At 62.5% G+C, this 19,910-nt stretch carries 21 protein-coding genes; 10 read left to right on the forward strand and 11 right to left on the reverse strand.

What is annotated here, in order from left to right; genetic code table 11:
• Positions 1 to 44: 44 nt before the first annotated feature.
• Genes ACR3E4_RS10060 through rbfA form a run of 4 tightly spaced genes read right to left on the reverse strand, consistent with a single transcriptional unit; the run spans position 45 to position 2,666 of the window.
• Positions 45 to 548 carry a DUF1643 domain-containing protein gene (locus tag ACR3E4_RS10060; protein WP_480535816.1) on the reverse strand — a complete coding sequence of 168 codons (504 nt, stop codon included), beginning with the start codon at positions 546 to 548 and terminating at the stop codon, positions 45 to 47.
• Between the two features lie 22 nt (positions 549 to 570).
• A complete protein-coding gene (truB, locus tag ACR3E4_RS10065; protein WP_480535818.1) occupies positions 571 to 1,476 on the reverse strand; it encodes a tRNA pseudouridine(55) synthase TruB in 906 nt (301 codons plus the stop codon).
• Between the two features lie 54 nt (positions 1,477 to 1,530).
• On the reverse strand, positions 1,531 to 2,274 hold the full coding sequence (locus ACR3E4_RS10070; protein WP_480535820.1) for a phosphodiester glycosidase family protein: 744 nt from the start codon (positions 2,272 to 2,274) through the stop codon (positions 1,531 to 1,533).
• The gene (gene rbfA / locus ACR3E4_RS10075; protein ID WP_480535822.1) at positions 2,271 to 2,666 is read right to left on the reverse strand and encodes a 30S ribosome-binding factor RbfA; all 396 of its coding nucleotides are present in this window, start codon (positions 2,664 to 2,666) and stop codon (positions 2,271 to 2,273) included. Before rbfA ends, ACR3E4_RS10070 begins: the two co-directional genes overlap by 4 nt.
• Positions 2,667 to 2,757: 91 nt before the next feature.
• Between rbfA and dapB the strand changes: the two genes are divergently transcribed.
• A complete protein-coding gene (dapB, locus tag ACR3E4_RS10080; RefSeq protein ID WP_480535824.1) occupies positions 2,758 to 3,567 on the forward strand; it encodes a 4-hydroxy-tetrahydrodipicolinate reductase in 810 nt (269 codons plus the stop codon).
• Between the two features lie 45 nt (positions 3,568 to 3,612).
• Positions 3,613 to 4,290, forward strand: a complete 678-nt coding sequence (locus ACR3E4_RS10085; protein ID WP_480535826.1) for a DUF2306 domain-containing protein — start codon at positions 3,613 to 3,615, stop codon at positions 4,288 to 4,290.
• On the opposite strand, the gene ACR3E4_RS10090 is transcribed toward ACR3E4_RS10085, so the two are convergent.
• Genes ACR3E4_RS10090 through tmpA form a run of 3 tightly spaced genes read right to left on the reverse strand, consistent with a single transcriptional unit; the run spans position 4,277 to position 6,665 of the window.
• Positions 4,277 to 4,945: an ureidoglycolate lyase gene (locus tag ACR3E4_RS10090; RefSeq protein ID WP_480535828.1), complete on the reverse strand. Its 669-nt coding sequence runs from the start codon at positions 4,943 to 4,945 to the stop codon at positions 4,277 to 4,279. The genes ACR3E4_RS10085 and ACR3E4_RS10090 overlap by 14 nt on opposite strands.
• Positions 4,942 to 5,532: a (R)-1-hydroxy-2-trimethylaminoethylphosphonate oxygenase gene (tmpB, locus tag ACR3E4_RS10095; RefSeq protein WP_480535830.1), complete on the reverse strand. Its 591-nt coding sequence runs from the start codon at positions 5,530 to 5,532 to the stop codon at positions 4,942 to 4,944. Before tmpB ends, ACR3E4_RS10090 begins: the two co-directional genes overlap by 4 nt.
• Positions 5,529 to 6,665 carry a 2-trimethylaminoethylphosphonate dioxygenase gene (tmpA, locus tag ACR3E4_RS10100; protein ID WP_480535832.1) on the reverse strand — a complete coding sequence of 379 codons (1,137 nt, stop codon included), beginning with the start codon at positions 6,663 to 6,665 and terminating at the stop codon, positions 5,529 to 5,531. The genes tmpB and tmpA overlap by 4 nt, the downstream gene beginning before the upstream one ends.
• Positions 6,666 to 6,764: 99 nt before the next feature.
• Here tmpA and ACR3E4_RS10105 point away from each other — a divergent pair, with 99 nt between their 5' ends.
• Positions 6,765 to 7,625 carry a LysR family transcriptional regulator gene (locus ACR3E4_RS10105; protein WP_480535834.1) on the forward strand — a complete coding sequence of 287 codons (861 nt, stop codon included), beginning with the start codon at positions 6,765 to 6,767 and terminating at the stop codon, positions 7,623 to 7,625.
• On the opposite strand, the gene ACR3E4_RS10110 is transcribed toward ACR3E4_RS10105, so the two are convergent.
• Positions 7,626 to 7,808, reverse strand: a complete 183-nt coding sequence (locus ACR3E4_RS10110; protein ID WP_480535836.1) for a DUF1674 domain-containing protein — start codon at positions 7,806 to 7,808, stop codon at positions 7,626 to 7,628.
• A 91-nt stretch (positions 7,809 to 7,899) separates the two neighbouring features.
• Between ACR3E4_RS10110 and ACR3E4_RS10115 the strand changes: the two genes are divergently transcribed.
• The 7 genes from ACR3E4_RS10115 to ACR3E4_RS10145 all read left to right on the forward strand — a co-directional run bounded on the left by ACR3E4_RS10115 (position 7,900) and on the right by ACR3E4_RS10145 (position 16,363).
• Entirely contained in the window at positions 7,900 to 9,159 is a 1,260-nt protein-coding gene (locus ACR3E4_RS10115) for an RsmB/NOP family class I SAM-dependent RNA methyltransferase (protein WP_480535838.1), read from the forward strand.
• Positions 9,160 to 9,247: 88 nt separating this feature from the next.
• Entirely contained in the window at positions 9,248 to 10,987 is a 1,740-nt protein-coding gene (locus ACR3E4_RS10120) for a heparinase II/III family protein (protein ID WP_480535840.1), read from the forward strand.
• A 22-nt stretch (positions 10,988 to 11,009) separates the two neighbouring features.
• Complete coding sequence (gene purH, locus ACR3E4_RS10125) at positions 11,010 to 12,599, forward strand: bifunctional phosphoribosylaminoimidazolecarboxamide formyltransferase/IMP cyclohydrolase (protein ID WP_480535842.1); 1,590 nt, start codon at positions 11,010 to 11,012, stop codon at positions 12,597 to 12,599.
• A complete protein-coding gene (gene lspA, locus ACR3E4_RS10130; RefSeq protein WP_480535844.1) occupies positions 12,599 to 13,069 on the forward strand; it encodes a signal peptidase II in 471 nt (156 codons plus the stop codon). Before purH ends, lspA begins: the two co-directional genes overlap by 1 nt.
• 50 nt (positions 13,070 to 13,119) lie before the next feature.
• Positions 13,120 to 13,626 (forward strand): DUF3035 domain-containing protein, encoded by a 507-nt coding sequence (locus ACR3E4_RS10135; protein WP_480535846.1) that lies wholly within the window; start codon positions 13,120 to 13,122, stop codon positions 13,624 to 13,626.
• A gap of 89 nt (positions 13,627 to 13,715) precedes the next feature.
• Positions 13,716 to 15,056 carry a M16 family metallopeptidase gene (locus ACR3E4_RS10140; RefSeq protein ID WP_480535848.1) on the forward strand — a complete coding sequence of 447 codons (1,341 nt, stop codon included), beginning with the start codon at positions 13,716 to 13,718 and terminating at the stop codon, positions 15,054 to 15,056.
• On the forward strand, positions 15,053 to 16,363 hold the full coding sequence (locus ACR3E4_RS10145; protein WP_480535850.1) for a M16 family metallopeptidase: 1,311 nt from the start codon (positions 15,053 to 15,055) through the stop codon (positions 16,361 to 16,363). The genes ACR3E4_RS10140 and ACR3E4_RS10145 overlap by 4 nt, the downstream gene beginning before the upstream one ends.
• A gap of 21 nt (positions 16,364 to 16,384) precedes the next feature.
• Here the strand turns inward: ACR3E4_RS10145 and ACR3E4_RS10150 are convergent, their stop codons facing one another.
• The 3 genes from ACR3E4_RS10150 to ACR3E4_RS10160 are packed head-to-tail and all read right to left on the reverse strand — an operon-like array spanning position 16,385 to position 19,910.
• Entirely contained in the window at positions 16,385 to 17,194 is an 810-nt protein-coding gene (locus tag ACR3E4_RS10150) for an SDR family oxidoreductase (RefSeq protein ID WP_480535852.1), read from the reverse strand.
• Positions 17,195 to 17,218: 24 nt separating this feature from the next.
• A complete protein-coding gene (locus ACR3E4_RS10155; RefSeq protein WP_480535853.1) occupies positions 17,219 to 19,552 on the reverse strand; it encodes an aldehyde dehydrogenase family protein in 2,334 nt (777 codons plus the stop codon).
• A 1-nt stretch (position 19,553) separates the two neighbouring features.
• Positions 19,554 to 19,910: a hypothetical protein gene (locus ACR3E4_RS10160; protein ID WP_480535854.1), complete on the reverse strand. Its 357-nt coding sequence runs from the start codon at positions 19,908 to 19,910 to the stop codon at positions 19,554 to 19,556.

A 19,910-nucleotide genomic window follows, 5' to 3' on the forward strand; every position in this document is an offset into this window, starting at 1 on the left:
AAGCGGTTGGTCAAAGCCAAGTTGGGGGTGTGGTTAACCCTTTGTCACCAGCGCTGAGGCTGCTGGGTATAGGCGATATAGAGCGGGTGTTTCGGATGCCCGCCCTTGGTCAGCCCCAGATGGAACAGTGGCTGTCCGGTGCCGCGCAGCAGGGTTTCCACCGCAGGGCCTCGCTCCAGATGCGCGCCATGAGTGCCCCAGGCGGCGATGACTTGATCTGCCCATTCCACGCCATCCAGAATGGTGGCGTCATTGGCAGGCCCCACCGGATCGGCAGCCGCTCGCATCTTGCGCGGGTCTGTGTCGCGCCATGCGAAGATGTTGGTTACCTGAAACGCCCCGAACCCCAAAGCGCGGGCGCGCCGTTCGCAGCGTTCAACCGTGGGGTCATTCTGCACCTCGGTCGCAGTCGACGGGTTCAGCATCACGAACAATGCCTTACGCCCCGCCGGGTCCCAGATGCGGGTCAGGCTATAGCGGTACTTTTCGCAATCGGAATAAACAGCGGTCGAGGGCGCGTCGCCCTTGGTATGGGAACGGGTGATCATGCCCTATCGCCTATCACGAGGTTCAGGCGACGAACACCCGGCTGGGATGCAATTCGCCGGATTTGTAGATGCCCACCGCCACGGCTTTGCCGTCCAGCGAGGCCCATGCTTCGTCGCCATATTCCACATCCGAAGCCAGAACCATGCCCGGATTGCCGTTGCGCAGGCGGGTGGCGCCTTCGGGGGTGCATTTCAGTTCGGGCAGGTCCGACAGGCCGGTTTCCAGTGGGTGCAGATACTCGTCCAGCGCAGTAGTCTTGGCCATCTCGTCGATCTGTTCGATGGACAGGCCGTCTTCGGCCTCGAACGGGCCGGACCAGATGCGGCGCAGTTCGCGAACATGGCCATGGCAGCCCAAAGCCGCGCCCAGATCGCGCGCGATCGAGCGGACATAGCCACCCTTGCCGCAGGTCATTTCCAGCACCACGTGGTCTTTGTCGGGGCGGTCGACCAGCACCAATTCCTCGACCCACAGGGGCCGCGCGGTCAGTTCCACATCCTCACCATCGCGGGCCAGTTTATAGGCGCGCTGACCGTCGATCTTCACCGCCGAGAACTTGGGTGGAACCTGCATGATGTCGCCCAGAAACGGGGTCAGCGCCTGTTTGATATCCTCATCTGACGGGCGCGCATCGCTTTCGGCAATCACCTCGCCTTCGGCATCGTCGGTGTTGGTGGCCTGACCCAGCCGGACGGTGAAGGTATAGGCTTTCAACGCGTCGGTGATATAGGGCACGGTCTTGGTCGCTTCGCCCAGCGCAACAGCCAGAACGCCGGTTGCCTCGGGGTCCAGCGTGCCCGCGTGGCCCGCCTTTTTGGCGTCCATCGCCCAGCGCACTTTGTTGACCACCGCGGTCGAGGTCATACCCGCAGGCTTGTCCACCACCAGCCAGCCCGAGATATCGCGGCCCTTGCGTTTGCGTCCCATCTTGCACCTTGCCCTTTGCTGAGGCGCGCCGGTTAGCGGATCACCCCGCCGCTGTCAATTTGTGGGGATGTCTTCCACGACACCCACGATCGGCCCCAGCGAAAAGCCCAGATCCGAACGCCCGCCCGCCCGGTCATACATGCGCGAGATATTGCCATCGAAGAACAGCGCATTCGGGGTCTGCAGCACATCGCGGAACAGACTGCCGAATTCGTGGAAGGTGACGTAATCCTCGGATATCGCGAACACCGCGCGGGTGCCGTCATTGCTGGTGCCCACCCCGTTGCGCACATAGCGCGAGGTCGAATCGGGCAGGAAACGCGGGTGCAATTCTCCGTCGATCACCAGCATCGGGCCAGACTGGCTGGCGAAACGGCAGTTGGGGGTCTCATCGACGTATTGCAACGTCTCGATCACATCGGCGCGGCCGTCGCGGATGCAGAAGACACCGTTGGGCAGCAGGCCGAAATTGCCGGGGCCGGGGTTGGCGATCACGCGCATGGCCTCCTGACCCTCTTCCACATAATGGCCGACAGGCGAGCGGTCGTCGTGATACATGCCCGCATTCATCGCAAAGGCCAGCCGCTTGCCGCCGGGTTCCAGCGCTTCGTTCACTGACGAAAAGTGCCCCAACACCTCGCCGTTTTCGTCAGCGAGGAACAGCCGCAGGTCTTCGCTGGCAGCATCCACCTCGCAGATGGTATAGCGCCTGTCTTCATGGGTGACCTTTTCACAGGTCACCGCCCCTGCCTGCGCGGCCCAAAGGACAGCGCCCAGTGTCAAAGCTGCGCGGATCACTCGTCCAGATCGCGGCGCACCGCGTCCTGTTCGAACATGCGGCGGGTGTCGTCCAGACGGTCGAACGTGTCATCCAGCCGGAATCGCAGATCGGGCGAGAATTTCAGGCCGACCTTCTTGCCTACCGCGCGTCGCAACTCGCCCTTGTTGCGGGCCAGAAGTTCGATCACGTCCTCTTGCCCCTTGCCGCCCAGTGGCAACACATAGGCGGTGGCGATCTTCAGATCGGGCGAGGTGCGCACCTCACCCACGGTGATCGACATACGGTTCAGGTCGGGGTCGTGGATATCTCCGCGCGCCAGAACCTCGGACAGGGTGCGGCGGATCAGTTCGCCGACACGCAGTTGCCGTTGGGACGGGCCGGGGCCATCGTGGAATTTGTTCTTTGCCATGTCTTCCGATCTAAGCGCAAAGCAGGGCTTTGCCAAGCGGGCGCGAACGGGGTAGGAGGCTTTGAGCCGACCAACGCAAAGGATAAGCGCAATGACCCATATTCCGGGGATCGTCATCACAGGGGCTTCGGGCCGTATGGGGCAGATGCTGATCAAGACCGTGTCCGACAGCGATCAGGCGCGTCTGGTCGGCGTGGTCGAGCGCAAGGGCCATGACTGGATCGGCCGGGATGTGGGCGAAGCCATGGGTGGTGCTGCGCTGGGCGTGACCGTGACCGACGACTCGCTGGAAGCGTTTGCGCAGGCACAGGCGGTGATCGACTTCACCGCGCCCGAAGCGACGCTGGAATTTGCCGCGCTGGCTGCACAGGCCCGCTGTGTCCACGTAATCGGCACCACCGGCATGAGCGACGAACAGATCGCCGCACTGGAGCCTGCGTCACGCCATGCGGTGATCGTGCGGGCGGGCAACATGAGCCTTGGCGTCAACCTGCTGGTGCAACTGACCAAAAAGGTCGCCGCCGCGCTGGATGAGGATTTCGACATCGAAGTCATCGAGGGCCATCACCACCACAAGGTCGACGCGCCCTCGGGCACCGCGCTGATGCTGGGCAAGGCCGCCGCCGAAGGGCGCGGCGTCAAGCTGGCAGAGGTTGCAGATCGCGGTCGCGACGGCATCACCGGCGCGCGTCAACGCGGCAATATCGGTTTTCACGCCATTCGCGGTGGCGACATCGTCGGCGAACACGACGTCCTGTTCGCCGCCCCCGGAGAACGCATCGTCCTGCGCCACCTGGCCACCGACCGCGCCATCTTTGCCCGTGGCGCGCTGAAGGCGGCGCTGTGGGGGCAGGGTAAGGCGCCGGGTCAGTACGATATGGTGGACGTTCTGGGGCTTTAAGCCATAGACGGATCGCCTGCCGACGTTAAGCTCAGGCCTATGCGAATGCTGAACTCCGGACTGGCAACTGCTGTATTGCTGGTGGTGTTTTACCTGACACTGCTGCCATTCGTGCTGCACGGGTTTGGCATGATCGGCATCGGGTTGTCCGAAAGCGCGGCTGAGCGAAGCTATCTGTTCGCGGACGGGCATAGCGTCGGCAACGCGGCCATGATGCTGCATATCCTGGCAGGATCGGTGCTGGTGGCGCTGGTTCCGCTGCAACTGATCCGCACCCTTCGTTACAGGCTCAACCGGTTTCATCGCGTATTGGGTGCGGTGCTGATCGCGCTGGCGTTGATCACCGGACTGGCCGGGATGGTTTATATTCCGCTGCGCGGAACGATCGGCGGGCCAGTGATGTCGGTTGCGTTTTTCATCTATGGGCTGTGTCTGTTCACGTCGGCGCTCATGCTGGCGCGAATGGCGCTGAGCGGCAACCGCCAGGGGCACTGGGCCTGGGGGCTGCGGCTGTTCTGGCTGGCTTTGGGCTCGTGGCTGTATCGGCTGCATTATACGCTGTGGTATCTGCTGACCGGTGGGCTGGGGTCCGAGCCCGATTTCTCGGGCCCGTTCGATCTGGTTCAGAACTTCGCGTTCTTCGTACCTTATCTGCTGGCGGTGCAGTTCTGGATCATTCGCAAGCGCCCAGCGCATCGAGGCGCGTTGGTTACACGTCCTTGATCTTGTCCGCGCGCAGTGGGCAAGCCAGATAGACGCCGAACTCTTTGCCGATATCGGCGCTGACCCGTGCGTGAACCTTTCCCTGACGGTCGAGGAAACGCTGACTGTCTTCGACCGGAAAAATCCCCTCGTGCCAGATGCCGGGATGGATATAGAGCCCGCGTGAGCCATCGCACCAGAACGCCACTACCTTTTCAGGTGTCAGGTTGTCGCCGGGCAGGGCGGCGGGAACGACGAAGGGCTTGTTGTCCAAAGGCCAGAACATCTGTCCGCCGTCGGGGTGGTAGTTCATGTGCCACAGCAGGACCTGATCGCGCGGCGCGGTTTGACGGTCTGTCTGCGCACTCTGCGGATCGGCAGACCAGCCGAGGACATAGTGGCCTTTGACCGCCTCGTTCTCGCCATAGAGCACGTCGCCCCGCCAGTCGCATTTGAACGTGCCCTCGACCCAGCCGCCCTCGTCACCGGTGCCTTCGTCGATGGGCCGCCAGCCTTGTTGCGGCCAGCGGGTGATCTCGATCTCGAATCCCTCAGGGTCATCGACGAGACAGCCATAGCCTTTGACTGTCTCGTCGGTGGCGCGGATCAGGGGCACCTCGTGCCAGGGCAGCGAGGGCTTGGTGCTGGCCTCGAAGATATATTCCGGTGCGTTCATGCTGCCCCCAGATGCCTGTCGACCATACGCTGCACCATCGGTGCGAAATGGGCGAAATCAGGGGTTTCCATATCTGCGCGTTTGCCCGCTTCGTCCAGATAGCGGACCTGAATGATCTCTTTCAGGTTCGGATTGGCTTCGAAGGCGGCAACCTCCTCGGCGCTCATCGGGCCGCCCTGCAGTTCCAGCGTGTGGACCGAGGCGGTCGACAGGCGGTTGAAATACTCGGGCTTGGTGGCGCAGAGATAGCGTTTCGCCGCCACGTGATAGCGGCAGCAATCGGTGATGACCGAGGGGAAGAACTGCTCCAGCACCTCGGCGCCCGCGTCCTCGTGGTGGCGGTCCTCGGTATCGTCGGGGTGATAGGTGCCGAACTCGGACGTGAAGTGACCGATATCGTGCAGCAGCGCGCCGACGATGATCTCTTCGGGCTGACCGTTCTGTTCGGCGATGGTTGCACCTTGCAGCATATGCTCGGCCATGGTGACGGGTTCGCCCAGATATTCCTCGCCGCCGCGGCGGTCGAAGATATCACCGATGAAAGCGACGATATTGTCGCGGTTCAGGCTTGAGAAATCGGGTTTCATTCCGCTGCCTCCGGCGTTGCGGCCTGCATGGCTGCCAGTGTCGACAGCAGACCGTCCTTGTCGGCATAGCAGCCCTGCAGCCAGCGCGAGCCTGCGCCCGAATAGCCAAGCCGCGCGTGCAGCACGCGGGTGTTGTCGACAATAAAGCTTTCGCCCGGTTCCAGTTTGAACGACACGCCCATTGCCGGATCGTCGATATATTCGCCCATCTGGCGGTAGGCGGCGTAATAGGCCTCCATCTGGTCGAACGGGATATCCACGAACGGCGCAGACGAGCGGTTGTTGAAGCGGATACCGATCAGTTCGCCATCCGGCGACAGTTCGATCATCGGGCGGCGCGACCGCAGGCAGACCCCGTCCGAGCCCTTGTATTCGAACCGCGCCGGGTAACCGGCCAACAGGGCAAAGCCTTCGGGGTTCTCGGCGCGCAGACGTTCGGCGGCGCGGAACCCGTCCACGACGATGGAATCGCCGCCTTCGGCTGAATTCTCCAGACAGTACAGAATTTGCAGCGTCGGCACCGGATCGCGGTACGGGTTGTCGGTATGCGCCTGCAGGCCCAGCCCGGTATAGGCGAGGTTGGTGGGATTCACCTCGGTCCGGACCTCGAAATAGGGGCCATAGTTTGTCTCGCGCACATAACCGAACAGATCGGCCACTTTCAGCAGCGATTCCGGTTCGGTCGGGCCACCGGTCAGCTTGGCAAAGCCGAACTCGGCGACGGCGGCCAGCCAGTCGCGCTTGGCGGCCGGGTTGGCGTGAACCTGCGCCCAATCCCTGCTGGGCGCATCAATGCCGCGTTCCCAAGTGGTGATGCCGGGGGCGATGCGCCCGATTTCAGCGGTCTGCGCACGATCATAGCTGTGATCGGCCAGCCAGGTGGCGGGGAACGTCACGGTCTTGTTCTCGGGCTGGAACGTGACGCTGAGATCACGGTTCACCACATCTGCGGCGCTGACCGAGATATCCGTGGGGATATCGCCGATTGTGATCAGGCGCTGACCATTGCCGGGGGCGCGGGTGTCAGGATCCAGCGCGTTGTCACGCAGCCAGATGGCGTGGAAACGGGACCGGGTGCCATCGGTAAATTCAACGGTGACCACGGAGGGGTCAAAAGTGGCAGAGCGCAGCATGGGGTCTCTCCTGTTCAGCGCGGGCTTTGCTTGAGCAGATACGCCCTTCATGGCATTACGACAATTAATCCTTATTGCGACTGAGGGGTGGAAAATCTTATGGCTAAGAAGAAGATCGGATTGCCCCCGCTGGACTGGCTGCGCGTGTTCGAAGCGGCTGGGCGGTTGGGCGGGTTTTCCGCCGCTGCGCGTGAATTCGGGCTGACGCAGGCCGCGGTCAGCCAGCGGATCGGCAACCTCGAGGCCTGGCTGGGCCGGTCGCTGTTCGTGCGCGAGGCGCGCGGTGTGTCGCTGACCATCGAGGGCGAAAGCTATCTGCCTCTGGTGCAGGACAGTCTGCAGGCGCTGGAGCGCAATACCGAAGACCTGTTCGGCAAATCCCCGCGCGAGTTGCGGGTGGCGGGGCTGTCGTCTCATATTCACGCGCTGGTACTGCCTGCTTTGCCCGCGTTTCTTGAAACGCGTCCCAAGGTACAGGTGTTGACGGATTCCATGGCCCGCCGCTCGTCGCTGGAGGAAGAGCGGACATGGCTGCAAATCCGGTATGGCCGTGGCGTTTGGCCCGGACGTCAGGCGCAGCTGATTGCGCCCGAGGTTCTGGTGCCGATGGCCGCGCCGGGCGTTGATTGGGGCGCGCCGCTGATAGACCTGCGCGGAGAACGCCCGGGCTGGCTGGACTGGGCGCGGAGTACAGAGGTCGAAGACTTGCCAACCGGTCGGATCAGTTTCGATTCCATTGGCCACGCGATTACCGCGGCGCGGCAGGGCATGGGGGTGGTGCTAGGATCGGTGCCGTTAGCCGCAGGTCCTTTGCAGGCCGGAGGGCTGTGCCGGTTGGATCAACCCGAGCTAAAGACAAAAGACGGATACTGGCTGACATGGCCCGAAGACCGGGTTCGGTCGAAACGCCAGCGGGGGTTGATCGACGACTTTCTGCAGGCGTTGCGGGATGCGACCTGATCAGAAGTCGATGGCGATGCCCTTCTTTTCCCAATCGCCGTAACGGGCGGGATCGGGACCGTCGCGGCCGCCCAGCTCTTTGGGACGCGCCTTTGCTTCGGCCTCGGCCTTCTTGCGACGATCCTCGGCCTCGGCGAGGGCGCGCTGGGCGGCGGGGGGCAGGTCTTTGCGCTCGTCACTCATGACATCGGGTTCCTTTCCGTTCTGCGCCTTGATATACGCCCTCGTCCGCCCAAGGCAATGCGGGCAAAGGTCACGAGGGACTCTCAGCATCATGTCAAATTCCGCAACAGCCGCGCGGCGCAGCGCAATCTATCTGCTGGACCAGATATTGGGCGAGGGGCGGCTGTTGCCTGAATGTCTGGCGGCAGGCGCACTGGATCGTCTGGCCCCCGAGGATCGCGCCCGGGCGCAACGGCTGACCATCGAGACCCTGCGCGGGCTGGAACGCGCCGACCGGTTGCTGGCCGATCATCTGCGGCAGACGCCCGCGCTGACCGTTCATAACGCCTTGCGGCTGGGCACGGTCGAGCTGTGTCAGGGTGAGGCCGCGCATGGGGTGGTCAATTCGATGGTCGAGATCGTCGGTCGCTCGCGCAAGCATCGTCGGCTGAAGGGGTTGGTGAACGCTGTTCTGCGCAAGATTGCCGCCGATGGGCCGGATGCGTGGCCCAAGATGCGCGTGCCCCGCCTGCCGGACTGGCTGCGCGATCCGCTGATCATGGCCTGGGGCGACGACGCGGTGAAGGGCATAGAGCAGGCCCATTTCAGCGGCGCGCCCTTGGACGTGACTCTGAAACCGGGGGCCGAGGCCCCGGGCGGAGACCTTTTGCCTACAGGTTCGGTCCGGTTGCAGGAGGCCGGGCAGGTGTCCGCTCTGCCGGGTTACAAGGCCGGGGGCTGGTGGGTGCAGGACGCGGCGGCGGCGCTGCCGGTTCGGGTTCTGGCCCCGAAAGCGGGGGAAAAGGTGCTGGACCTTTGCGCCGCGCCGGGTGGCAAGACGTTGCAACTGGCGGCTGCGGGCGCGGAAGTCACTGCGCTGGATATTTCTGAGGTGCGGCTTGCACGGGTGCGTGAAAATCTGGATCGCACCGCGTTGAAGGCCAAAGTGATTGCCGGCGACGCGCTGGAGCATCAGGGGCAGTACGACGCCATCCTGCTGGACGCGCCGTGTTCAGCAACGGGTACGATTCGCCGACATCCCGATCTGCCGTTCGCCAAGGACGGCTCGGAATTCGGTAGGCTGATCGAGCTGCAGGCACAGATGCTGGCCCATGCCTGGACCCTGCTGAAACCCGGCGGGCGATTGGTCTATTGCACCTGCTCGCTGCTGCCGGACGAGGGTGAAGTTCAGATCGAAGAGGCGCTGGATCAACATCCCGATATGCAGGTCGACCGCGCCGCGCTTGCGATTGCGGGGGTTGAGGCCGCCTGGATCACCGAAGAAGGAGGTCTGCGTCTGCGCCCCGATTATTGGCCTGATACCGGCGGAATGGACGGGTTCTATATCGCCTGTCTGAACAAATCCGCCTGAGGCGACGCTTTTCGATGACTTGACGAACGGACCGGTCTATCGTGTGGTCAAGCGCCCGCAGAGCGCAAGGGGCAGAATCGCAAGCGTCATGTCAAACTCGGACACAATGGCCAATCGCTGGACGCGGTTTCAGAACCGTCTTTACGCGCGTCTGAGCCAAAGGCAAAAACCCGTCGCCGGTTTCGTCGGTCAGCCCGAGCCGCGCACGGTTGGATCGTTTGCGCGCGGTCGGCAGCTGGGGGCCGGAAACCTGCTGTTTGCGGGTTTTCTGGTCGAGGCCGATGATACCGAACTGTGGGACGTGATTGCCCCCAGTACGGATTTCGATGCCGAACGTCATGGCTTTGCCTGGCTGGACGATCTGGCCGCTGTCGGAGATTTCCGGGCGCGCGAAAAAGCGCAGCGCTGGGTCTGGGGCTGGATCGCGGCGCATGGGCGCGGGCATGGCCCCGGCTGGGCCCCGGATTTGACGGGTCGCCGGGTGATGCGCTGGATCAATCACGCGCTGTTTCTGTTGCGGGGGATGGATGAGGCGCAAAGCAGGCTTTTTTTCCGGTCGCTGGCGCAACAAACGTGGTTCCTGTCCAAACGCTGGACTTCGGCAACGCCGGGTCTGCCCCGGTTCGAGGCGCTGGGCGGTCTTGTGCAGGCCGGACTGGCGCTGGAGGGGTTGGAACAGATGGCAGACCCTGCGCTCAAGGCTCTGGCGCGCGAATGCGAGCGTCAGATTGATGCCGAAGGCGGAATCCCGACCCGCAACCCCGAGGAATTGCTTGAGGTCTTCACGCTGTTGGCCTGGACCTCTGCCGCGCTCAGCGAAGTAGGCCGGGGTACCCCAGCGGCCCAGACCGAGGCGATCCGCCGTATCGCGCCGACCCTGCGCAATCTGCGTCATGCGGATGGCGCGCTGGCACGGTTCCATGGCGGTGGACGCGGGCTTGAGGGGCGGCTGGACCAGGCGTTGGCGCAGAGCGGGGTGAAACCGCAGGATCATTCGGACCTGTCGATGGGCTTTGCGCGGCTGGCGGCCTCGCGGACCACGGTGCTGGTGGATGCCAGTGCGCCGCCAAGAGGGGCTGCGTCCTATAACGCCCATGCCTCGACACTTGCGTTCGAGCTGACGTCGGGCCGCCGTCCGCTGATCGTGAATTGCGGTTCGGGCGGCAGCTTCGGGCAGGACTGGCGCCGGGCGGGCCGGGCCACGCCCTCGCATTCGACGCTGTGTGTTGATGGATATTCAAGCGCGCGCCTTGCCGCGCCGATGAAAGGCGCGGCGCATGAGGCAATGGTCGATGGCCCGCAGGATGTGCCGGTGGATTTCGAGGATGCCTTCGAAGGCACGCGGTTCATGGCGGGACATGACGGATATGCCAAAGTGTTTGGCCTGACTCATGCCCGAACCCTAGAGCTGCGCTTTGACGGGCGCGAGCTGATCGGCGAGGACATTCTGCTGACCGCCACCGACAAGGCCAAGCGGCAGTTCGACCGGGCGATGGACGCCGCCAACCTCAAGGGGATCGCGTTTGACCTTCGGTTTCATCTGCATCCGGACGTGGATGCGGCGCTGGATCTGGGCGGCGCGGCGGTGTCGATGGCGCTGAAAAGCGGTGAGATCTGGGTTTTCCGACATGACAACATCGGAAAATTGTCAGTTGAACCAAGCGTTTATCTTGAAAAAGGCCGTCTGAAGCCGCGCGCGACAAAACAGATCGTTCTATCTGGCCGCGCAATGGAGTATGCGACGCGCATCCGGTGGACGCTCAGCAAGGCTCAGGATACAGCCTATGCCGTGCGGGATACGCACCGGGACGAGCCCGTTTTCGACTGACGCCAAAAGGACCTTTGGACCCATGACCGATCTTCACCCCGTGCGCCGCGCGTTGCTTTCCGTTTCCGACAAGACCGGGCTGATCGAATTGGGAAAGGCGCTGGCCGAGCGCGGGGTTGAGCTGCTGTCGACGGGCGGCACCGCCCGCGCGCTGCGCGATGCGGGGCTGGACGTGAAGGATGTCAGCGAAGTGACCGGCTTCCCCGAGATGATGGATGGCCGCGTGAAGACGCTGCACCCGATGGTGCATGGCGGCCTTCTGGCGCTGCGCGACAACGACACCCATGTGGCCGCGATGGACGAACACGGCATCGGTGCCATCGACCTGCTCGTGGTGAACCTCTACCCGTTCGAGGCGACCGTCGCGAAAGGCGCGGACTATGACGAATGTGTCGAGAATATCGACATTGGCGGCCCGGCGATGATCCGCGCGGCGGCCAAGAACCATGCCTTCGTCAACGTGGTTGTGGATGTCGAGGATTATGAGAAGCTGCTGGGTGATATGGACCAGCACAACGGCGCGACCTGCCCGAAATTCCGCCGTAAGCTGGCGCAAAAGGCCTATGCCCGCACCGCTGCCTATGACACCGCCGTGTCCAACTGGCTGGCCGACGCGCTGGAGCTTGAGGCCCCGAAACGCCGCGCCTTTGCCGGTGAGCTGAAACAGACCCTGCGCTATGGCGAGAACAGCCACCAGTCGGCGGCGTTCTACGTGGATGGCTCGGGCCGTCCGGGCGTGGCGACGGCGGTGCAGCATCAGGGCAAGGAGCTGAGCTACAACAACATCAACGACACCGACGCCGCGTTCGAGCTGGTGGCCGAGTTCGACCCCGCCGAAGGGGCGGCCTGCGCCATCATCAAACACGCCAACCCCTGCGGTGTGGCCAAGGGCGCAACGTTGCTGGACGCATATAAAGCTGCGTTCGATTGCGACCGCACCTCGGCCTTCGGCGGCATCGTCGCGCTGAACCAGCTGCTGGACGCGGAAACTGCGCAGGAGATTACCGGCATCTTCACCGAAGTGGTGATCGCACCCGGCGCATCGGATGAGGCCAAGGCGATCTTTGCCGCCAAGAAGAACCTGCGCCTGTTGACCACCGATGCGCTGCCCGATGTGACCGCTGGTGGCAAGACCGTGCGTCAGGTGGCCGGTGGGTTGCTGGTGCAGGACAAGGATAACGGCTTTGTCGGCATGGATGACCTGAAAGTCGTCACCAAAAAGGCCCCCACCGAGGAACAGATGCGCGACCTGCTGTTCGCCTGGAAAGTCGCCAAACACGTGAAATCCAATGCCATCGTCTATGTCAAAGACGGCGCAACCGTGGGTGTTGGCGCCGGGCAGATGAGCCGCGTCGACTCGGCGCTGATTGCCGCCAAAAAGGCCGAACGCATGGCTGATACCCTGGGGTTGTCCCAACCGCTGACCATCGGCTCGGCTGTCGCCTCTGATGCATTCTTCCCCTTCCCCGACGGGCTGATGGAGGCGGCGCAGGCAGGCGCGACCAGCGTGATCCAGCCCGGTGGTTCGATGCGCGATGACGAGGTGATCGCCGCAGCGGATGAGGCCGGACTGGCCATGGTCTTCACCGGTATGCGGCATTTCCGGCACTGATGCGAAACGCGCTCCTCCTCTGGGCCGGTCTGGCCGCCTTCCTGATCGACCAGATCAGCAAATATCTGGTCGTTCACGTCCTGCGCGTGGCCGAAGGTCAGATCGACGTTTTGCCGCCGTTTCTGGTGTTCAGATACGGCGAGAATCGCGGCATCAATTTCGGCCTGTTTCAGGGCGACAGCGATGCCGCGCGCTGGGTGCTGATCGGAATATCTCTGGTCATCTGCGTCGGCGTTCTGATCTGGCTGGGACGTACTGCACCAACGAAATTCATGCTGCTCTGTGGTGGGCTGCTGATCGGCGGTGCGCTGGGAAATGTCGTAGACCGTGTGCTTTACGGCTATGTTCTGGATTTTCTGAACATGTCCTGCTGCGGCATCAACAACCCCTATGTGTTCAACCTAGCGGATGTGTTCATATTTGCGGGAGCATTGGGCCTAGTGCTGTTTGATGGTAAAAAGCGCTCGTGACCTGCCCGGAGATATGCGATAAAAGCGCCTGAAACTGGCTGGAGACACCCATGCGACTGCCGTGCGCCATTCTTGTCCTGACACTCGCGGTTGCGGGCTGTGCTGATGTTGGCTTGCGCCAACTGAAGGCTCCGGGGCAGGGGCCGGATGAATTCTCGGTTCTGCCGGTCAAGCCGCTGACCCAGCCCAAGGATTACGCGTTTCTGCCTGCTCCCACACCGGGTGGGGCGAATCTGACCGATCCCAACCCCAAAGCGGAAGCAGTGGTTGCGCTGGGCGGCAGTGAATCTGCCCTGAACCCCAACACTGCGGTGCCCTCGAGCGATGCCGCACTTGTGACAGCGTCCAGCCGGTATGGCGTTCCGGCCAACACCCGGCAAGTGGTTGCCGAAGAAGACGCCGCGTTCCGCAAGCGCAGAGGCCGCTGGACCCGTCTGCGCCTGTTCCCGGTCGACCGCTACGCACAGGTCTATGAAAGACAAGGCATCGACGCGAATGAGGTGAATGAGGCGGCGCGCACGCGCGGGCTTGAGACACCATCGGCCCCGCCGCAGTGATGAATAATTCTTAACTTTCCGTCATTGGCCTTGAACCCGCGCGGTGCCACCGTAGTTTGAACATCAGCAAACGAAACGGAGGACGCCCCATGGTTCGGGCCCTGGCATTGTCGGCAGCCCTGATCGCAGCCACCCCTCTTTGGGCGCAAGAGGGGCACGAGGCGGTCACAACTTTCATGCTGGATAACGGAATGGATGTCGTGGTGGTCGAGGACCATCGCGCGCCCGTCGTGCAGCATATGGTCTGGTATCGGGCCGGGTCGGCGGATGAGCCGGTCGGATCGTCCGGGGTGGCGCATTTTCTGGAACATCTGCTGTTCAAGGGCACCGATACGCTGGCCCCCGGTGAATTCTCGGCCACGGTGGCGGCCAATGGCGGCAATGACAACGCCTTTACGTCTTACGACTACACCGCCTATTTCCAGCGCGTCGCCGCCGACCGGCTGGAGCTGATGATGCGGATGGAAGCGGATCGGATGCGCAATATCCGCCTGACCGAAAACGATATCGCGACCGAGCGCGACGTGATTCTGGAAGAACGCAACCAGCGCACCGAAAACAGCCCGCGCGCCCTGTTCGGTGAACAGATGGGCGCGGCGCAGTATCTGAACCATCGCTATGGCGTGCCGATCATCGGCTGGCAGCACGAGATGGAGACGCTGGATATGGATGACGCGCTGTCCTTCTACCAGACCCATTATGCGCCCAATAACGCCATTCTGGTGGTCACAGGCGATGTCGACCCGGCCGAGGTCAAATCGCTGGCAGATCAGTATTACGGCGTGATCCCGGCCAATCCCGATCTGGGTGAACGCGAACGATCCCAGGAGCCACCCCAGACAGCCGAGCGTCGCCTGACCTTCAAGGACGCACGCGTGGCGCAGCCCTATGTGCAACGCAGCTATCTGGCGCCGGAACGCGATGCGGGTGCGCAGGAAAAGGCGGCCGCCCTGTTTTTGCTGGCGGAATTGCTGGGTGGTGGCACGACCTCGTATCTGAATGAAAAACTGCAGTTCGAGCAGCAGAAGGTGGTCTATGCCGGTGCGTTCTACCGTGGCGTATCGCTGGATGACACGACCTTCGACCTGCTCGTCGTTCCCGCCGAAGGCGTATCGCTGCAAGAGGCGGAAGAGGCGATGGACCAGACCGTGGCCGATTTCATCGCCGAAGGCGTCAATGAAGACGATCTTGACCGGATCAAGATGCAGCTGCGGGCCTCGCAGATCTATGCGCGTGACAATGTGGACGCCATCGGCAACCGCTACGGCCGGGCGCTGACCAGTGGCCTGACAGTCGAGGACGTGCAGGCCTGGCCCGATATCCTGCAGGCCGTGACCGGGGATGAGATCATTGCGGCAGCGCGCGAGGTTCTGCAGCCTGAGACCTCGGTCACCGGCTGGCTGATGCGTGACGATGAGGTGACCCAATGAAACGAATCTTCGCGACCCTGATCGCTTTCTTCATCGCCCTGCCTGCCTGGGCTGAGATTGATATCAAAGAAGTCACTTCCCCCGCCGGTATCAAGGCCTGGCTGGTCGAGGATCACGCGATCCCCTTCACCGCGCTCGAATTGCGGTTCCGTGGCGGGACCTCGCTGGATGATCCCGACAAGCGCGGTGCGGTCAATCTGATGAGCGGCCTGATCGAAGAAGGCGCAGGCGACATGGACGCCCGCACCTACGCGCGCGAGCTCGAGTCTCTGGCAGCCTCGTTCAGCTATCGCGCCACGGATGACACCGTTTCGATCTCGGCTCGGTTTCTGACCGAAAACCGGGATGAGGTGATCGACCTGCTGCGCACCACCATTCACGAGCCGCGGTTCGATCAGGATGCGATTGACCGGGTGCGCGCTCAGGTGATCTCGGGGCTGAGATCGGATCAGACCGATCCGAACGACATTGCCGGGCGCAGCTTTGCGCAGATGGCTTATGGCGACCACCCTTATGGATCGGATGGCAAGGGAACGATCGAAAGCGTCTCGGCACTGACGCGAGAGGATATAGTGACGGCCTATGACAATATCTTTGCCAAGGACCGGCTGTACGTCGGCGCGGTGGGCGACATTACGGCCGAAGAACTGGGCGTATTGCTGGATACTTTGCTGGTGGATCTGCCCGCCACCGGCAAACCCATTCCCGACCGGGCCGAAGTGACCATTCCCGGCGGCATCAGCGTGGTCGAGTTTGACACCCCGCAATCAGTGGCCCTGTTCGGCCATGCGGGGATCGACCGCGATGACCCGGATTTCTTTGCGGCGTTTGTCCTGAACCACATTCTGGGCGGTGGTGGGTTCGAAAGCCGCCTGATGCAGGAAGTGCGCGAGAAGCGTGGCCTGACCTATGGCGTCTCGACCTTCCTTGTGCCCAAGGATCTGGCCTCAGTCTATCTGGGGTCGGTGTCTTCGGCCAATGACCGCATTGCCGAGGCGGTCGAGGTGATCCGCGACGAATGGGCCCGCGCTGCAACCCAGGGTGTGACGCAGAAAGAACTGGACGACGCCAAGACCTATCTGACCGGAGCTTATCCGCTGCGTTTCGACGGCAATGGCCAGATCGCTGGGATCATGGTCGGGATGCAGATGGAAGACCTGCCGATCGACTATATCGCCACCCGCAATGACAAGGTGAACGCGGTGACCCTGGAAGATGTGAACCGCGTAGCGTCCGAGCTACTGGACCCGGACGGGCTGCATTTCACCGTGGTGGGCCAACCGGTGGGTCTTGAGACCACGAACTAAAGGCAGTGGGGTGAGCTGGGCTTACCCCTTTTTCATGCTGCGCAACATCTGCCCCATCATCTGACCGAACTTGCCCGAGCCGCGCTGATACAACGCGCCATCGACGGCCAGAACCGTACCGCTGATATAGCTGGCCATGTCGGAACTCAGGAACAGGCAGGCGTTGGCCACATCTTGCGGCTGACCCCAGCGGCCCAAGGGCACATCGCGGCGCAGCGCCTCGCCTGCATCCGGGGTGGGGGCCAGACGTTTCGCGCCTTCGGTGCCTTCGATGAAACCCGGCACGACCGAGTTCACGCGGATACCCTCGACACCCCATTCCATCGACAGCGTTCGGGTAATCTGATCGACCCCCGCCTTGGCGGCACAGACATGGGCCTGACCCTCGTATGGCAGATAGGATTGCGGGGCCGAGATGTTGATGATGCTCGCGCCCGGACGTTTCAGGTAAGGATACGCCCCTTTCATCACATGGATTGTGCCCATTAGGTCGATATCGATCACCGTTTTGAAGGCGTTGACCGACATCTCGGATGCCAGCGCCGGGAAGTTGCCCGCCGCGCCCGACACCAGAACGTCGAAGTCACCGAATGCCTCGTGGAATTGTTTCAATCCCGCCGCCACAGAGTCAGCATCGCGTACATCAAACGCCGCGCCGATGGCCTCCGCCGCGCCCGCAGCTTTCAACGCCACGACCGTGTCATCCACTTTCTCCTGCGAGCGGCTGGCAACGGCCAGCTTCGCGCCAGCCGCCGCAAACGTTTCGGCGATGCCCCGGTTGATACCGCTGGTGCCGCCGATGACGATGACGGTCTTGCCTGAAAAATCCATGTGGGCCTCCCTTAGTCGGGAGTCCTACTCGCCGTAGGGCACCCAGATGTTCTTCACTTCGGTCGAAGCCTGCAGGAAGCGGCGGGAATGGTCCATGCTCCAGTCAAATGCCGTCGCGTTATTGACCCAGGTGCGTTTGAGGTTCCCGGCGGAGACGGCTTCGATCTCTTTCGACAGATCGGTAGACGAGAACGACCAGACCGCATCCACGTTCAGATGCGAGGCCAGCGGTTTCGCCAGTTCCGCATGGCTACCGGTCAGGATGTTGACCACGCCTGCGGGGACGTCCGAGGTTTCGAGGATCTGGTAGAAATCGGTCGCGGCCAGTGGGTAGGGCTCGGAGGCCGCCAGAACCACCCGATTGCCCATCGCAATCGCCGGGGCCATGGCCGAGACCAGTCCTAGCAGCGGTGCTTCGTCAGCGCACAGCGCGCCGATAACGCCGACCGGTTCCTTCATGGCAATGGCGACGCCCCGGATCGGAACGCCATGCACCTGACCGTCATACTTGTCGGCCCAGGCGGCGGCGGTGAACAGGCGCTGGATCGAAGCTTCGACCTCTTTTGCGCCGTCCTTCTTACCGGTCATGGCGTCGATGCGGGCGGTGAATTCACCTGCACGGGCCGAGAGGTTTTCGCCGATGTAATACAGAATCTGCGCCCGCAGATGGCCGGTGGTGTTGGACCAGCCTTTGGCCCCCGCCGCAGCCTCGACCGCGTTGCGCACGTCCTTGCGATTCGCCAGACCCACATGACCCAACAGACCGGATTTGCCCCAAACAGGTTTCGAGTAGCCACTATCGGGCCGCGCCTGCTTGCCGCCGACATACATTTTGGCGGTGCGGTCAATCGGGTCGACCGGGGACCCTTCGCCCATTGTCGCTTCGACCTTCGCCAGCGGCTTGGCCTTGCCCTTGGGCTTGGTGTAGGCGGCCAGCCCTTCCCAACCGCCTTCGCGGCCGAAACCGCTCTCGCGCACGCCACCGAACCCGGCGGCTGCGTCGAACAGGTTGGTGGCATTCACCCAGACCACGCCCGCGACCAGCTTAGGCGCGATATCCAGCGCCAGGTTCACGTTCTCGGTCCAGACCGTCGCGGCCAGCCCATAACGGGTGTTGTTGGCCAGCTCGACCGCCTCCTCTGGTGTGCGGAATGTCGAAGAGACCAGTACGGGGCCAAAAATCTCTTCCTGCATCAACGGATCGGATGTCTCGAGACCCGAGATCAGCGTCGGCGGGTAAAAACAGCCATTCGCAGGCAGTTCGCAGGCGGCCTGATGCACGTGGCCAACCGTGTTGCTCTCGACCATCGCCTTGATGGTCTGCAATTGAACAGGGTCTACCACCGCGCCCACGTCGATGCATTTATCCAGCGGGTCGCCCAGACGCAGCTTATCCATCCGCGCGCGCAGCTTGTCGTGGAAGCGGTCGGCGATGCCTTCCTGCACCAGCAGGCGCGACCCGGCGCAGCAGACCTGACCCTGATTGAACCAGATCGCGTCAACCAGCCCCTCAATGGCGGAATCGATGTCGGCGTCGTCAAAGACGACATAGGCGGACTTGCCGCCCAGCTCCAATGTCAGCTCCTTGCCCGAACCGGCCGTCGCCTCTCGAATACGCCGCCCCACTACGGTCGAGCCGGTAAAGGCGATTTTGTCCACATCCGCGGCCACGATCATCTCACCCACCGCGCCATCGCCGGTGATGATGTTGACCACACCCTTCGGCAATCCAGCCTGCGAGCAGATGTCAGCGAACAGCAGCGCGGTCAGCGAGGTATATTCGGCCGGTTTCAGAACCACCGTGTTGCCCATCGCCAGTGCGGGCGCGATCTTCCACGCCAGCATCAGTAGCGGGAAGTTCCACGGGATGATCTGCCCGCACACACCCAAGGCCTCAGCGTCCGGCAACTCGCTTTCCATCAACTGCGCCATGCCAGCGTGATAATAGAAATGCCGCTGCGCCAGCGGGATGTCGATGTCCCGCGATTCCCGGATCGGCTTGCCGTTGTCGAGGCTCTCCAGCACCGCAAACAAGCGCGAGTGCTTTTGCAGCAGCCGTGCAATGGCATAAAGATACCGGGCACGACCCGCTCCGCCCAGACCCGCCCATTTCGGCTGTGCCTTGCGGGCGGCGGCAACGGCGGCGTCCACGTCGGCCTGCTTCGCCTGTGTCAGCTTGGCCAGAACCTCTCCGGTCGCGGGATTGCGACTGTCGAACCCTTTGCCGGGCTTGGTGAAGGCGCCGTCGATATAGTGGCCGAACTTGTCACCCTGATCGACCAGCCAGGCCAGAGCCTCGGCGGCGCTTTCGGGGGCGGGGCCGTAATCCATGGTTTCGAAAATCTCTTTGACTGTCATTTTAGTTTTCCCCGCAGTTGAGGGTGAGGAATCGAACTGTGGTCTGATCTTGGGGAATGCGTACAACTTTACGTGGTTTGGATTTCACATTTTCTGTGGAGTTTGTACGATTCAAGTAAGTGAAGTAGACTTCGCCGTTTCCCGCAAAGATTTGACCAAGTGGCGTTTCATCGACCATTGGAGCTTTGAACTCGACGTGTCCGTCGGTCCAAGTGAGTTGTTGATCGGTTATGTCGATACTCACGGTATTTCCGTTGCTTTTGCCATCAACGATCCACGGACTGCATTCCTTTGCCTCAGAATAGGCAGGGCTAAATTGCAATAGAAGAAACGAAGTGGTTGTGGCTAGTTTGAACAT

The organism is Ruegeria sp. AP11, assembly GCF_056535865.1.